Annotated in this window: 13 protein-coding genes, 3 tRNA genes and 1 pseudogene; 15 read left to right on the top strand and 2 right to left on the bottom strand. The window is 71.7% G+C overall.

Features of this window, described 5'->3' with window-relative positions:
• Positions 1-21 precede the first annotated feature (21 nt).
• The 7 genes from ACFO4E_RS25465 to ACFO4E_RS25435 all read left to right on the top strand — a co-directional run bounded on the left by ACFO4E_RS25465 (position 22) and on the right by ACFO4E_RS25435 (position 5232).
• Complete coding sequence (locus tag ACFO4E_RS25465; protein WP_378578968.1) at positions 22-2127, top strand: AAA family ATPase; 2106 nt, start codon at positions 22-24, stop codon at positions 2125-2127.
• Between the two features lie 351 nt (positions 2128-2478).
• A tRNA-Thr gene (locus ACFO4E_RS25460) sits at positions 2479-2554 on the top strand.
• Between the two features lie 113 nt (positions 2555-2667).
• A tRNA-Met gene (locus ACFO4E_RS25455) sits at positions 2668-2740 on the top strand.
• An 89-nt stretch (positions 2741-2829) separates the two neighbouring features.
• Complete coding sequence (gene rpmG, locus ACFO4E_RS25450) at positions 2830-2994, top strand: 50S ribosomal protein L33 (RefSeq protein WP_067964523.1); 165 nt, start codon at positions 2830-2832, stop codon at positions 2992-2994.
• A 137-nt stretch (positions 2995-3131) separates the two neighbouring features.
• Positions 3132-3638: a MaoC family dehydratase N-terminal domain-containing protein gene (locus tag ACFO4E_RS25445; RefSeq protein WP_378578966.1), complete on the top strand. Its 507-nt coding sequence runs from the start codon at positions 3132-3134 to the stop codon at positions 3636-3638.
• Entirely contained in the window at positions 3635-4063 is a 429-nt protein-coding gene (locus ACFO4E_RS25440) for a MaoC family dehydratase (RefSeq protein WP_378578965.1), read from the top strand. The genes ACFO4E_RS25445 and ACFO4E_RS25440 overlap by 4 nt, the downstream gene beginning before the upstream one ends.
• Before the next feature lie 71 nt (positions 4064-4134).
• Positions 4135-5232, top strand: a complete 1098-nt coding sequence (locus tag ACFO4E_RS25435) for a UDP-N-acetylmuramate dehydrogenase (protein WP_378578964.1) — start codon at positions 4135-4137, stop codon at positions 5230-5232.
• Positions 5233-5302: 70 nt separating this feature from the next.
• Here the strand turns inward: ACFO4E_RS25435 and ACFO4E_RS25430 are convergent, their stop codons facing one another.
• Together ACFO4E_RS25430 and ACFO4E_RS25425 are read right to left on the bottom strand one after the other, a co-directional pair.
• The gene (locus ACFO4E_RS25430; protein WP_378578963.1) at positions 5303-6340 is read right to left on the bottom strand and encodes an adenosine deaminase; all 1038 of its coding nucleotides are present in this window, start codon (positions 6338-6340) and stop codon (positions 5303-5305) included.
• A gap of 143 nt (positions 6341-6483) precedes the next feature.
• On the bottom strand, positions 6484-7692 hold the full coding sequence (locus ACFO4E_RS25425; RefSeq protein WP_378578962.1) for a pyridoxal phosphate-dependent aminotransferase: 1209 nt from the start codon (positions 7690-7692) through the stop codon (positions 6484-6486).
• Between the two features lie 268 nt (positions 7693-7960).
• Between ACFO4E_RS25425 and ACFO4E_RS25420 the strand changes: the two genes are divergently transcribed.
• From ACFO4E_RS25420 to ACFO4E_RS25385, 8 genes and pseudogenes are all read left to right on the top strand, one after another.
• Positions 7961-8033: transfer RNA gene (locus ACFO4E_RS25420), tRNA-Trp, on the top strand.
• Between the two features lie 116 nt (positions 8034-8149).
• Positions 8150-8416: a preprotein translocase subunit SecE gene (gene secE, locus ACFO4E_RS25415; RefSeq protein ID WP_378578961.1), complete on the top strand. Its 267-nt coding sequence runs from the start codon at positions 8150-8152 to the stop codon at positions 8414-8416.
• Positions 8417-8563: 147 nt separating this feature from the next.
• A complete protein-coding gene (gene nusG / locus ACFO4E_RS25410; RefSeq protein WP_378578960.1) occupies positions 8564-9388 on the top strand; it encodes a transcription termination/antitermination protein NusG in 825 nt (274 codons plus the stop codon).
• 235 nt (positions 9389-9623) lie between these two features.
• The gene (gene rplK, locus ACFO4E_RS25405) at positions 9624-10052 is read left to right on the top strand and encodes a 50S ribosomal protein L11 (protein WP_378578958.1); all 429 of its coding nucleotides are present in this window, start codon (positions 9624-9626) and stop codon (positions 10050-10052) included.
• Positions 10053-10127: 75 nt separating this feature from the next.
• Positions 10128-10823 carry a 50S ribosomal protein L1 gene (gene rplA, locus ACFO4E_RS25400; RefSeq protein ID WP_378578957.1) on the top strand — a complete coding sequence of 232 codons (696 nt, stop codon included), beginning with the start codon at positions 10128-10130 and terminating at the stop codon, positions 10821-10823.
• 380 nt (positions 10824-11203) lie between these two features.
• Positions 11204-11728: a 50S ribosomal protein L10 gene (gene rplJ, locus ACFO4E_RS25395; protein ID WP_378578956.1), complete on the top strand. Its 525-nt coding sequence runs from the start codon at positions 11204-11206 to the stop codon at positions 11726-11728.
• Between the two features lie 96 nt (positions 11729-11824).
• The gene (rplL, locus tag ACFO4E_RS25390; RefSeq protein ID WP_378578955.1) at positions 11825-12205 is read left to right on the top strand and encodes a 50S ribosomal protein L7/L12; all 381 of its coding nucleotides are present in this window, start codon (positions 11825-11827) and stop codon (positions 12203-12205) included.
• Positions 12206-12915: 710 nt separating this feature from the next.
• Positions 12916-13388: pseudogene (locus tag ACFO4E_RS25385) on the top strand (DNA-directed RNA polymerase subunit beta); the annotation flags it as partial.

Below are 13388 nucleotides of genomic sequence, written 5' to 3'. Positions count from 1 at the left end.
CAAGGTCGACAATGGAGCGGTGTGGTGACGACTGTGACGACGGTCCCTGCGGCGTTCGCCGGCGAGCCCCCGCGGCCGGACGACGACGGCGCCGTCGGACGCGCCGTCCTCGCGCGGCTCGCCCATTCCCCCCTCGACGCGTCCGCGCGGCGGTGGGTGGCGGCCGCCCTCCTCGGCGACGACGCGCTGGCCGCGTGCGCCCGCGGTGAGGACGTCCCCCTGCGGCCGCCCGGCGAGGCGCCGCAGGACACCGGGCACCCGTCCGATGTCCCGGCGCGGCGGGGCTACATCGGCCGCATCGAAGTGCAGGGGTTCCGCGGGATCGGCCGCCCCACGGCGCTGGAGTTCCCGCCGGGACCGGGGCTGACCGTGATCGTCGGCCGCAACGGGTCGGGGAAGTCGAGTTTCGCCGAGGCCGCCGAGGCGGCGCTGACAGGCCGCAACCTGCGGTGGGACGGGATGCCCGCCGCGTGGCGCGACGGCTGGCGCAACCTGCACTTCGACGAGCACACGCGGGTGAGCGTGCAGCTCCACCTGGCGGGTGAGGCCGCCCCGCTGCAGGTGACCCGCACCTGGACGGGCGACAGTGTGCGCTCGGCCCGCGGCGAGGTGGTCCACCCCAGCGGGCGGACGGGTCCGCTGCGCACCCTGGGGTGGGAGGCCGACCTCGCGCGCTACCGCCCGTTCCTGTCCTACGACGAGCTGGGCCGGGCCGTCACCGGCCGCGCGGCCGAGCTGTACGACACGCTCACGGCGCTGTTGGGGCTGACCGGTCTCGCCGAGGCCGAGCGCCGCCTGGCCAAGGCGTGCGACCGGCTGGCCAAGCAGCAGGACCGGCCGGCCCGCGAACTCGGCTACCTGCTGGACCGGCTGCGCGAGAGCGCGGACCCCCGCGCCCGGCGGGCCGCCGAGCTGCTGGTGGCGTCACCCATCGACCTCGATCGGCTGGCCTCGATCGCCGCCGACGACGGCCCCGCCGACCCCGGCCGCCAGCTCGTCCTGCGCCGGCTGCGCCGGCTCGCCGTGCCCGAGCGCGCCCTCCTCGGCGACATCGTCAATGAGCTGCGGGGCGCCGCCATGGAGCTCGCCATGGCGGCCGGCACCAAGGGCGACCGCGCGCACGGCGTCGTGGAGCTGCTGCGCCAGGCGCTGGAGCACCACCGGCGCCACCCCAAGGAGACCGACTGCCCCACCTGCGGCGCCGGCGGGGCGCTGGGCCCGCAGTGGCAGGCGCGGGCGCAGGCCGAGATCGCCACGCTCGACCGCGTCGCAGCCGGGGCCTCCGCCGCCTACGAGCGCGCCGACAACGCCCGCGACCAGGCGCGCTTCCTCATGGCGCCCATGCCCTCCTGGCTGCCCGCCGACAGCGAGCTGGGCCAGGTCTGGGCGCAGTGGTCGGCGGGCGCCGAGATCACCGACCTGGGCGAGCTGGCCGGGCACATCGAGACCGTGGGCCGCCGGCTGCGCTCCACGGCCATCGCCGCGCGCAAGGAGGCCGGCGCCCGCCTGGACGACCCCTCGGACGGCTGGGGCGAGCTCGCCGAGGCCCTGGGCGCGTGGGTGGCCGATGCCCGTGCGGCGATGCACGCCCGCGATGTCCTGCACCCGGCCGGGCAGGCGCTGAACTGGTTCACCGGGCAGGCGCGCGAAGTCCGCGCGGAGCGGCTGCGCCCGCTCGCGGTCCAGGCCGAGCACGTGTGGCAGCGGCTGCGCCAGGAGCGGCACATCGACCTGGAGGCGCTGCGGCTGGTGGGCCGGGGCGCGCAGCGGAGGGTGGCGGTGGACGTGGCCGTCGACGGCGCCGACACCGATGGCAACGCGCCGGGCCTGCTCAGCCAGGGGGAGTTCCAGGCGCTGGCCCTGTCGATCTGCCTGCCGCGCACGCTTGTGCCCGGCAACCCGTTCGGGTTCCTGCTGCTGGACGACCCCGTGCAGGCCATGGACACCGAGACGGTGGAGGGGCTGTCATCGGTCCTGGCGGAGGTGGGCCGGCACCGGCAGCTCGTGGTGTTCACGCACGACACCCGGCTGCCCGACGCCCTGCGGCGGCTGGGGCTGCCCGCGGCCATCCGGCTCATCCACCGCGACGCGATGTCGAACGTCTGGGTGGCCGACCCGGGCGACTGACCAGGGCCGGATCGAGGCCCGATGTCGACCGGCTCGTAGGCCGAGCTCAGTATCACCTGGTCACGCGCGCCTTCTCGCTCGGCTTCAGCGGCCCCGCGGGGAGGGGGCCTTCGGCCCGGTGGCGGGGACGCTTCCGCTCGCTCGTCGGCTTGCCGTGACGTGTCTCCTGGTCACGCGCGCCTTCTCGCTCGGCTTCAGCGGCCCCGCGGGGAGGGGGCCTTCGGCCCGGTGGCGGGGACGCTTCCGCTCGCTCGTCGGCTTGCCGTGACGATTTGGCACTGCCCCCCCGGATCCCTGTATAGTCGTCATCAACGCGAAGGGCGGAACCCCGCAAGGGGAGCGCCACAGCGGGCCCCTTTAGCTCAGTCGGCAGAGCGTCTCCATGGTAAGGAGAAGGTCTACGGTTCGATTCCGTAAAGGGGCTCCACCACTTGAATGAGCTTCCGGTCCACTCAGGTGGGTGTCCGGCGGAAATCTGATTCGCCGGTCGGGCCGGGTTCCGGTAGCCTCTTCGAGGCCGTTCCGGTCATCCCCGGTCATGGCGGAGTAGCTCAGTCGGTAGAGCAAGCGGCTCATAATCGCTGTGTCGTCGGTTCAAGTCCGGCCTCCGCTACTACCTGCGCGCGGCCCCTGTTCTGAGATCAGGGGTCTCCGCGGGTCCTTTTCGATGTTCATAGCTTCCAGCGAGAAAGGCACTCCGACGTGGCTGCCACCGACGTGAGGCCGAAGATCACCCTGGCCTGCCAGGAGTGCAAGCACCGTAACTACATCACGCGCAAGAACCGTCGGAACAACCCCGACCGTCTCTCGCTGAAGAAGTTCTGCCCCAACTGCCGGCAGCACTCCGAGCACCGCGAGACCCGCTAACCCGCCCTGCGGAGCGGGTACGCGGCCTCGGACCGCGGTACTCCGGCGCGCCGTGTGCGCCCGCGCCCGGTGAGCATCCCTGCTCACCGGGCCATTAGTGTGTGATGGGCCCGAGACCACCAGCCGAGAGGGAGCCGATGGCGATCAACCGTGACTATCTGGGGCGGGTCTACCAGACCCCGCGGCCCTACGAGGTGACACGCGGCAAGATCCGGGAGTTCGCCGACGCCATCCAGGACCCCAACCCCGTCTACACCGACACCGCGGCGGCCAAGGCGGCCGGCCACCCCGACGTCGTCGCCCCCCCGACCTTCCCCATCATCATGGCCATGGACGGCGCCGGGCAGGCGATCATCGACCCCGACCTGCGCCTGGACTTCTCGATGGTCGTCCACGGCGACCAGGCGTTCCGCTACAGCCGGCCGCTGCGCGCCGGCGACGTCGTCACCACCGTCACCACCATCGCCGACATCAAGGCGCTCGGCGGCAACGAGATGATGACGCTCGAAAGCGAGATCAGCACCGTCGAGGGCGAGCACGTCGTCACGTCGGTGATGATGTTCGTCGTGCGCGGCGGCGCCGCCGCGGGCGGCACCGGTGACGACACCGCCGCCGCAGGGGAGAAGCAGGGGAGCAGCGCATGACCGCCACCGTCCGCTACGCCGACGTCGAGGTCGGGGCGCAGCTCCCCGAGCAGGTCTACCCGGTGCGCCGGCTCGACCTCGTCCGCTACGCCGGTGCCTCCGGCGACTTCAACCCGATCCACTGGAACGAGCGGTTCGCGAAGTCGGTGGGCCTGCCCGACGTCATCGCCCACGGCATGTTCAGCATGGCCGAGGCCGGCCGGCTGGTCACCGACTGGACCGGCGACCCCGGCGCCGTCGTGGAGTACTCGGTGCGGTTCTCCGCGCCCGTCGTGGTCCCCGACGACGACACCGGAGCCGAGATCACCGTGAGCGGCGTCGTCAAGGAGAAGCTCGACGGCGACCTGGTCAAGGTCGCCATCACCGCGCGATCCGGCGGTGCCAAGGTACTGGCCCGCGCCACCGCCGTCGTCCGGCTCGCCTGACCCGGGTGCCCGGGGCGCGGCGCCGCCGCCGTACCCGGGCACCGGCCCGTCCGTCCCATCCGAGGTGGCCCGTGTCCGCTGATCCGTCCCGTTCCACCGTCCTCGCCGGCGCCCGCAGCGGCGTCAGCCTGGCCGGCTACACCACCCTGGGCCTAGGCGGCCCCGCGGCGCGCTTCGCCACCGCGCGCGACACCGCCGAACTCGTCGCGGCCGTCACCGCAGCCGACGCCGCGGGAGAGCGGCTGCTCGTCCTGGGCGGCGGCAGCAACCTGGTGGTGGCCGACTCCGGCTTCGATGGAACGGTGGTGCACGTCGACTCCCAGGGCACCGCGGTGGAGTCCGACGACGGGCACACGGTCCGGCTCCGGGTGAGCGCGGGCGTGGAGTGGGACCCCTTCGTGGCGCACACGGTCGACGAGGGCCTGAGCGGGATCGAGTGCCTGTCCGGCATCCCCGGGCGCGTGGGCTCCACCCCCATCCAGAACGTCGGCGCCTACGGCCAGGAGGTCGCGCAGACCATCGCCGAGGTCGTCGTGCACGACCGCGCCGCCGGGCGGCTGCGCGCGATGTCCACCGCCGAATGCGGGTTCGCCTACCGCGACAGCGTCTTCAAGGGCGACGACCGCTATGTGGTGTGCGAGGTCGTGTTCGAGCTGACACGCGCGCGCACCAGCCGCCCGCTCCGCTACGCCGAGGTCGCCCGCGCGCTCGGGGTCGAACCCGGCGGCGCGGTGCCGCTGGCCGATGCCCGGGCCGCCGTCCTGGAGCTGCGGCGCGGCAAGGGCATGGTCCTCGACCCGGCCGACCCCGACACCCGCAGCGCCGGATCCTTCTTCACCAACCCGCTGCTGTCCGCCGAGGAGTTCGAGCGGTTCCGCGTGCGGGCCGCCGAACGGCTGGGCTCCGATGCGGCCCCGCCCGCCCACCCCGACACCGAGGGCCGGGTGAAGCTCTCCGCCGCCTGGCTCATCGACCGGGCCGGATTCACCAAGGGCTACGGCGCGGGGGCGGCCCGGATCTCGACCAAGCACACGCTCGCCCTGACCAACCCCGGCGGCGCCCGGACCGAGGACCTGCTGGAGTTGGCGCGCGAGGTCCGCGCGGGGGTGGCCGACGCGTTCGGCGTCACCCTGGTCAACGAGCCCGTCATGGTGGGCGTCGCCCTGTAGCCGGGCGGCCGGCGGGCCACCGCCGGGCGGGCGCAGGCGGTGCCGCCGCCTCCCCGGCCGGCGGGGGCGCTCAGGCGGCGGGAGCCTGCGGCGGCGGGGCCGCGAGCCAGGCGTCGACCCCGGCCAGCAGGCCCTTCTTCAGGGAATCGGGCGCGGCCGAGCCGCGGATGGACATCCGGGCCAGCTCGGCCAGCTCCGGGTCGGTGAACCCGAAGACCGCGCGGGCGGTCTCGTACTGCTCGGCGAGCCGCGGCCCGAACAGCAGGGGGTCGTCGGTGCCCAGCGCGACCGGTGCCCCCGCGTCGAACAGCCGCCGCAGCGGCACGTGCTCGACGCGCTCCACCACCCCCAGCCCCACGTTGGAGCTGGGGCAGACCTCCAGCGTGGTCTCCTGGGTGGCGATCCGCTCGACCAGGTAGGGGTCCTCGATCGCGCGCACCCCGTGGCCGACGCGGTCGGCGGACAGCTCGTCCAGGCACTCCCGGACGCTGCGCGGGCCCTGGAGTTCGCCGCCGTGGGGCGCGGAGACCAGTCCCGCGCGCCGGGCGATCCGGAAGGCGCCTTCGAACTCGAGCGCGCGGCCCCGCCGCTCGTCGTTGTTCAGGCCGAAGGCCACCACCCCGCGCCCGGCGTATTGGGCGGCCAGCCGGGCCAGGGCCTTGGCGTCGAGGGGGTGCTTGGTGCGGTTGGCGGCGACCATGATCCCGATCCCCACCCCGGTGTCGCGCTCGGCGACCCGCGCGGCGTCGAGGACCAGCTCCAGGGTGGCGGTCAGGCCGTCGAACCGGGCCGCGTAGCCGCTGGGGTCGACCTGGATCTCCAGCCACCCCGAGCCCGCGGCGCGGTCGTCCTCGGCGGCCTCGCGCAGTAACCGGTACATGTCCTCGGACCGGCGCAGGACGGATCGGGCGATGTCGTAGAGGCGCTGGAACCGGAACCAGCCGCGCTCGTCCGTCGCGCGCAGCTTGGGGGGCCATTCGGAGACCAGGGACTGGGGGAGCTGCACTCCGCGCTCCCGCGCCAGCCCGACCAGGGTCGGATGCCGCATCGACCCGGTGAAGTGCAGGTGCAGGTGGGCTTTTGGCAACTGGGCGATCGGGCGTTCCATCCCACAAGGGTGCCCTAAAGCGCAACCGCGCGATGCCGCGTCCGGGGAAGACGGAGAAGAGGGGGTGCCCGGGATCGGGCACCCCCTCAGGCGCACGCGCGGCGCGGCGCGGGGCCGGAAGGCCGAGGCGGCCGCGGACGCGGTTACCGGGCCTCGCCGAGCAGCTTGCCCATGCGGCCCACGCCCTCGGTGAGGTCGGCGTCGCCCAGCGCGTAGGACAGGCGCAGGTAGCCCGGCGTGCCGAACGCCTCGCCGGGGACGACCGCGACCTCGGCCTGGTCCAGGATCACCTCGGCCAGCTCGGCCGAGGTCTGCGGCCGCCGGCCGCCGATCTCCTTGCCGAGCAGCTCCTTGACGGAGGGGTAGGCGTAGAACGCGCCCTGCGGTTCGGGGCACAGGACGCCGGGGATGTCGTTGAGCAGCCCGACGATCGTGCGGCGCCGCCGGTCGAAGGCGGTGCGCATCTCGTCGACCGCCGACAGGTCGCCGGAGACGGCGGCCAGCGCCGCGGCCTGCGACACGTTGGCGACGTTGGAGGTGGCGTGCGACTGCAGGTTGCCCGCCGCCTTCACGACGTCCTTGGGGCCGACGATCCACCCCACGCGCCAGCCGGTCATGGCGTAGGTCTTGGCGACGCCGTTCACCACGACGGTGCGGTCGGCCAGCTCGGGGACCTCGACCGGGATGGAGCTGAAGCGCGCGTCGCCGTAGACCAGGTGCTCGTAGATCTCGTCGGTGAGCACCCACAGCCCGTGCCCGGCCGCCCACTGGCCGATCTCGCGGACCTGCTCGGGGGTGTACACGGCGCCCGTGGGGTTGGACGGCGAGACGAACAGCAGCACCTTGGTGCGCTCGGTGCGCGCCGCCTCCAGCTGGTCCACCGACGCGAGGTAGCCGGTGGACTCGTCGGTGACCACGTAGGAGGGCACGCCCCCCGCCAAGGCGATGGACTCCGGGTAGGTGGTCCAGTAAGGGGCGATGACGATGACCTCGTCGCCCGGGTCGAGCAGGGTCGCGAACGCCTCGTAGATGGCCTGCTTGCCGCCGTTGGTCACCAGGATCTGCGAGGGCTCCACCTGGTAGCCGGAGTCGCGCAGCGTCTTGGCCGCCAGCGCCTCCTTCAGCTCGGGCAGCCCGCCGGCCGGCGTGTAGCGGTGGAAGCGGGGCTCGCGGGCGGCCTTGACCGCGGCCTCGACGATGTAATCGGGGGTCGGGAAGTCGGGCTCCCCGGCGCCGAAGCCGATGACGGGGCGCCCGGCCGCCTTCATGGCCTTGGCCTTCGCGTCGACGGCCAGTGTCGCCGACTCGGAGATGCCGCCGATACGTGCGGAGATACGGGGTCGGTCAGTCATGCGTCCATGGTTTCATGCGCGGGAGCGCGATGGTGCGGAAGGGGAGGCAGGGGCCGCCGTACCCTGCCGCGGCGCCGCTGCGGGCGGCCCGCCCGGACCGCCGCGCGCGGCGATCCGGCGACGCCGCGGGGCCGTCCGGGTTGGTCCTCGGCCGGGAACTGGCATAGACTCTGGCAACCGATGGGCCGGAGCCCGGATCGTGCCGCGGGAGAACCGCGCGCCCGAACCCCGGAATCCGGCTATGGTGGGACCACGCGGTTTCCGCCGAAGGGCAGTGGCTCAATTGGTAGAGCACCGGTCTCCAAAACCGGCGGTTGGGGGTTCGAGTCCCTCCTGCCCTGCAAGGCTCTTGGGCGAGTATCGGGCATCGCGGGACACCGCGGTGGCACCCCCGCCTCATCCGAGACAGTTCCGCCGGAGTAGTGCCAGCCGAACCGTCGACTCCTAAGGACCTCAGGTGACACAGACTGACGCCGACGCGAAGCCGGAGAAGGAGCGCAAGCGTCGTACCGGTCCGGTGACCTTCACCAAGCAGGTCGTCGGCGAACTCCGCAAGGTCCGCTGGCCCACGCGGCGCGAACTCGTCACCTACACGATCGTCGTCATCGTCTTCGTGGTGATCATGGTCGGTTACGTCTCGCTGCTCGACTTCGGCTTCGGCGAGGCCGTCACGTGGCTCTACGGCCAGTTCGGCACCCCCGGCGGCGGCGCCCCGGCGGCTTAGCCCCGCCCTCCGCCGCATTCCGGCCCGGCTTCGTGCCCTGCCTGGTCTCATGACGCCTATCGAGACCGTAAGCTGGCATGAACTGGTATCGGCGCCATCAGGTCCCGCGCCGTCCAGGGTGCGTAACCGACGAGAGAAAGAGCAGCCGTGTCCGAGTCCCCTTTGACCTCTGGCGATCTCCCCGCTGAGGAGCAGGATCAGTCGTCAGAGGACGAGACCGGTCGGCTCGCCGAGCACGCGCAGGAGCCCGGCGAGGACGCCGACGAGACCGCGGCCCCCACGGGCGGCGAAGCCGCAGCCGACGCCGATGAGGGCGAGGGCGACACCGAGGCGGAGCCCGGCGAGGCGGAGGAGCCCGGGGAGCCCGAGGCCCCCAAGCTCGACCCCGTCGAGGAGTTCAAGATCGAACTCCGCATGCTGCCGGGCGACTGGTACGTCGTGCACACCTACGCCGGCTACGAGAACCGGGTGAAGGCCAACGTCGAGAGCCGCACCCAGTCGCTCAACATGGAGGAGTACATCTTCCAGGTCGAGGTGCCCACGCAGGAGGTCACCGAGGTCAAGAGCGGCAAGCGGCAGCAGGTCACCGAGAAGGTGCTGCCCGGCTACGTCCTGGTCCGCATGGAGCTGATCGACGAGTCCTGGGCGGCCATCCGCAACACCCCGGGTGTCACCGGCTTCGTCGGCCTGTCCAACCGGCCGGCCCCGCTGAGCATCCAGGAGGTCGCCGACCTCCTCGCCCCCGAGCCCGAGGTCGCGCCGGAGCAGGCGAAGAAGGAGAAGGCCGAGGCCCGCTCCGACGTCGCCTACGACATCGGCGAGTCCGTCACGGTGATGGAGGGGCCGTTCGCCACGCTGCCCGCGACGGTGAGCGAGATCAACCCCGACACCCAGAAGCTCAAGGTGCTGGTCTCGATCTTCGGCCGCGAGACCCCGGTCGAGCTCGCGTTCAACCAGGTCTCCAAGATCTGACCGGTACGGCCGCCGGCCGGTGGCGCGTAGACTTGCGGGGTCCGCTTCGTCGAGGCGGACCCCTGCCCCGCTCGTGCGGGGCTTCTTCGCGCCCCGTCCGGGCCCCGGCGCGGGCGCCCCTCCGCCATCCGTGGCGGCGACCGTCGCCCCCGTCCATCCGGCGGTGCCCGCGCACGCCCGCGTGCGCGGATCCCGGGGCCCAAGTAAATATCGCGAAACAGGCAAAGGACCCGAAATGCCTCCGAAGAAGAAGATCGCGGCACTCGTCAAAGTGCAGCTGCCCGCTGGCCAGGCCACCCCGGCGCCGCCGGTCGGTACCGCCCTCGGCCCGCACGGCGTCAACATCATGGACTTCTGCAAGCAGTACAACGCTGCGACGGAAGCCCAGCGCGGGAGCGTCATCCCGGTCGAGATCACCATCTACGAGGACCGCTCGTTCAGCTTCATCACCAAGACGCCCCCGGCGCCGAAGCTGATCCTCAAGGCCGCCGGCCTGGAGAAGGGCGCGACCGACCCGAGCCGCACCGTGGCCGGTTCGATCACCGCAGACCAGGTCCGGGAGATCGCGCAGACCAAGCTGCCCGACCTCAACACCGACGACATCGACGCCGCGGCCAAGATCGTCGCCGGCACCGCCCGTTCCATGGGCATCGAGGTCAAGTAGCCGGTTCCCGGCCCCGAACCACCGTGGCAGGGCCTGCGCCGGCCCGCACCACACGTCTCAGTAGGAGATCTTTCCGTGAAGCGCAGCAAGAACCACCGCAAAGCCAGCGACCTGGTGGACCGCAGCAAGCTGTACTCGCCCACCGAGGCCGTGAAGCTCGCCAAGGACACCAGCGGCGTCAAGTTCGACGCGACCGTCGAGGTCGCCCTGCGCCTGGGCGTCGACCCGCGCAAGGCCGACCAGATGGTGCGCGGCACCGTCAACCTGCCGCACGGCACCGGCAAGACCGCACGGGTCCTGGTCTTCGCCACCGGTGACCGTGCCGAGCAGGCGCGCGCCGCGGGCGCCGACTACGTGGGCGACGACGACCTGGTCGAGGAGATCCAGAAGGGCTTCCTCGACTTCGACGCGGTCGTCGCCACCCCCGACCTCATGGGCAAGGTCGGGCGCCTGGGCCGGGTGCTCGGCCCCCGCGGCCTGATGCCGAACCCGAAGACCGGCACCGTCACCCCCGATGTCGCCAAGGCCGTGACCGAGATCAAGGGCGGCAAGATCGAGTTCCGCGTGGACCGTCACGGGAACCTGCACTTCATCATCGGCAAGACCTCCTTCGGTGAAGAGCAGCTCCTCGACAACTACTCCGCCGCGCTCGACGAGGTGCTCCGCCTCAAGCCGTCCGCGGCCAAGGGCCGGTACATCAAGAAGGCCACGGTGACCACGACGATGGGCCCGGGCATCCCGGTCGACCCCAACGTCACCCGCGCCGCCTGACACAGGCGCACGACGCGGCACCGCGCGTGCCCCGGCCCGTTCCACGGGCCGGGGCACGCGGCGTTGGGGGTGCTCCCGGAGGCGACACCCGGCCGGCCGCTCGGAACGGGCGGGTGGCCTCCCGCGGATGTACGCAGCACTCCCGGGATCGCCTAAGATGGGTGATTGCCGAAGACCGCCGGTCGCCACCCATCGGGTGGCCCAAGGTCCCATGCGAATGGGCGGCCTGCGCAGGTGCGATGTGAGCTGTGGTGGAGTGTCCCCTTTCCGGGTGTCCTCCCGCCGCGCCCCGTGCCCCTGCGCCGGGGCTTTTTTTCTGCCCGCACCCCCATTCGCCTGGCTCCGTGGATTCACCGGTGTTCACTGTTGGAAGGAGTCCCATGGCGAGGCCGGATAAGGCAGCCGCGGTCGCCGAGCTGAAGGACGAGTTCTCCAGCTCCCAGGGCGCCGTGCTGACCGAATACCGGGGGCTCAGTGTGGCGCAGCTGACCGAGCTGCGCCGTAGCCTCGGCCAGAACGCGCGTTTCCGCATCGTCAAGAACACGCTGAGCAAGATCGCCGCCAATGAGGCCGGTCTTGACGAGCAGGTCCTCGACCTGTTCGAGGGCCCCTCTGCCATCGCCTTCGTCCGCGGTGACGTGGTCGAGGCCGCCAAGGGCCTGCGTGACTTCTCGAAGGCGAACGCGCCGCTGGTGATCAAGGGCGGCGTCATCGACGGCAAGCCGATGACCCCCGATGAGATCAACCAGCTGGCCGATCTCGAGTCCCGCGAGGTGATCCTCGCGAAGCTGGCGGGCGCGTTCAAGGCCAAGCAGGGCCAGGCCGCCGCGCTGTTCCAGGCGCTCCCGAACAAGACCGTGCGGCTCGCCCAGGCGCTGCACGACAAGCGTTCGGAAGAAGCCTAACCACCCACTGTGCCTGCCGGTGCTCCCGCGCCGGACGTCTGGCCCGGCACGGCGTCGCACGACGCACGTGCCGTGAGAGAAAGAGAGATCGCAATCATGGCGAAGCTCAGCACCGAAGAGCTGCTCAGCGCGTTCGAGGAAATGACCCTGCTCGAGCTGGCCGGGTTCGTCAAGGAGTTCGAGGAGAAGTTCGACGTCACGGCCGCCGCCCCGGCCGCCGTTGTCGCCGCCGCTCCGGGCGCGCCTGCCGCCGTCGAGGAGGAGCAGAGCGAGTTCGACGTCGTCCTCGAGTCCGCCGGCGACAAGAAGATCCAGGTCATCAAGGAGGTCCGCAGCCTCACGAGCCTGGGTCTGAAGGAAGCCAAGGACCTGGTCGACAACGCCCCGAAGCCGCTGCTGGAGGGTGTCGCCAAGGACGCCGCGGAGAAGGCCAAGGCCGCTCTGGAAGGCGCCGGCGCCACCGTCACCCTGAAGTAGTCCGAGCCGCCTCCACAGGCGCTCACCGGGCGGCCGCCCCGTATCGGGGCGGCCGCCCTTTCTCGTGTTCGGAGATCTCCGGACACCGGCGGGCGCGCGGTGGTATCACTCCGATGTCACCTGTTCTCGACGCGGAGGAGCGGAGCCGTGGCAGCGCGGCAGATGGATCACGGGCCTTCCGGTGCCGCCGCGGCGGCGGAGGCCGGTGCCGACGGCGCAGGGGGCGTGCGGACGCCGGCGGGGCGCGCTGAGGCGGTCCGGGGGGCGAACGGCGGCCGCGGCGGCGGAGATCGCCCGCGCGCGGGAGCGGTCCGGGGCAGGGGATCCATCGGGCCCTGGACCCAAGGATCTTTCCCCTATGTCGGGTCGCTCACACCCCGAGTGGTCTGTGGGACCTCTCACGACGGCGGAATGCCCCGATACGGGCGGCCTGGGCTTGACGGATCCGGCTGTTGGGGCGATGCTGCGTGGTGTCGTGACTGACTCCGGGGGGCGTTGTTGGACAGCGGTGTAGTATTCGGCTACACTGCCCTTTTGCGCTGCCCTTTGACGTTCCCTGTGCCGGTGTCCGTGCGTGGAGCCCGATTCCTCGTTGTCTCGGCCCACTCCGCACCCTAGAGTCTCCGACCTGCCTCGGCTTCTCTTCGCGCATCAAGGGACGTCTGGCGTGCGCGCGCATCAACCGCCACAAGCCTTCGGAAGGACCCCTGTTGGCAGCCTCGCGCAACGCCTCCGCTAACGCCCTTGGTCCGAACCGCGTTTCCTTTGCTCGTATTCAGGAACCACTTGAGGTCCCCAACCTTCTCGCCTTGCAGACCGAGTCGTTCGACTGGCTGCTCGGCAACGAGAAGTGGAGTACCCGAGTAGAGGCGGCTCGTAACGCCGGCCGCAAGGACGTTCCGGAGCAGTCCGGCCTCGAGGAGATCTTCGAGGAGATCAGTCCCATCGAGGACTTCTCGGGCACGATGTCCCTGTCGTTCCGCGACCACCGGTTCGAGCCGCCCAAGTACTCCGAAGAGGAGTGCAAGGACAAGGACATGACCTACTCCGCCCCGATGTTCGTGACGGCGGAGTTCATCAACAACGACACCGGTGAGATCAAGAGCCAGACCGTGTTCATGGGCGACTTCCCGCTCATGACGGTCAAGGGCACGTTCATCATCAACGGCACCGAGCGTGTCGT

The organism is Nocardiopsis mangrovi, from assembly GCF_042653925.1.
GTDB classification, from domain to species: Bacteria; Actinomycetota; Actinomycetes; order Streptosporangiales; family Streptosporangiaceae; genus Nocardiopsis_B; species Nocardiopsis_B mangrovi.
Note: the sequence above shows the minus strand (reverse complement) of the source record. Positions and strands in the feature narration are given on the sequence as shown.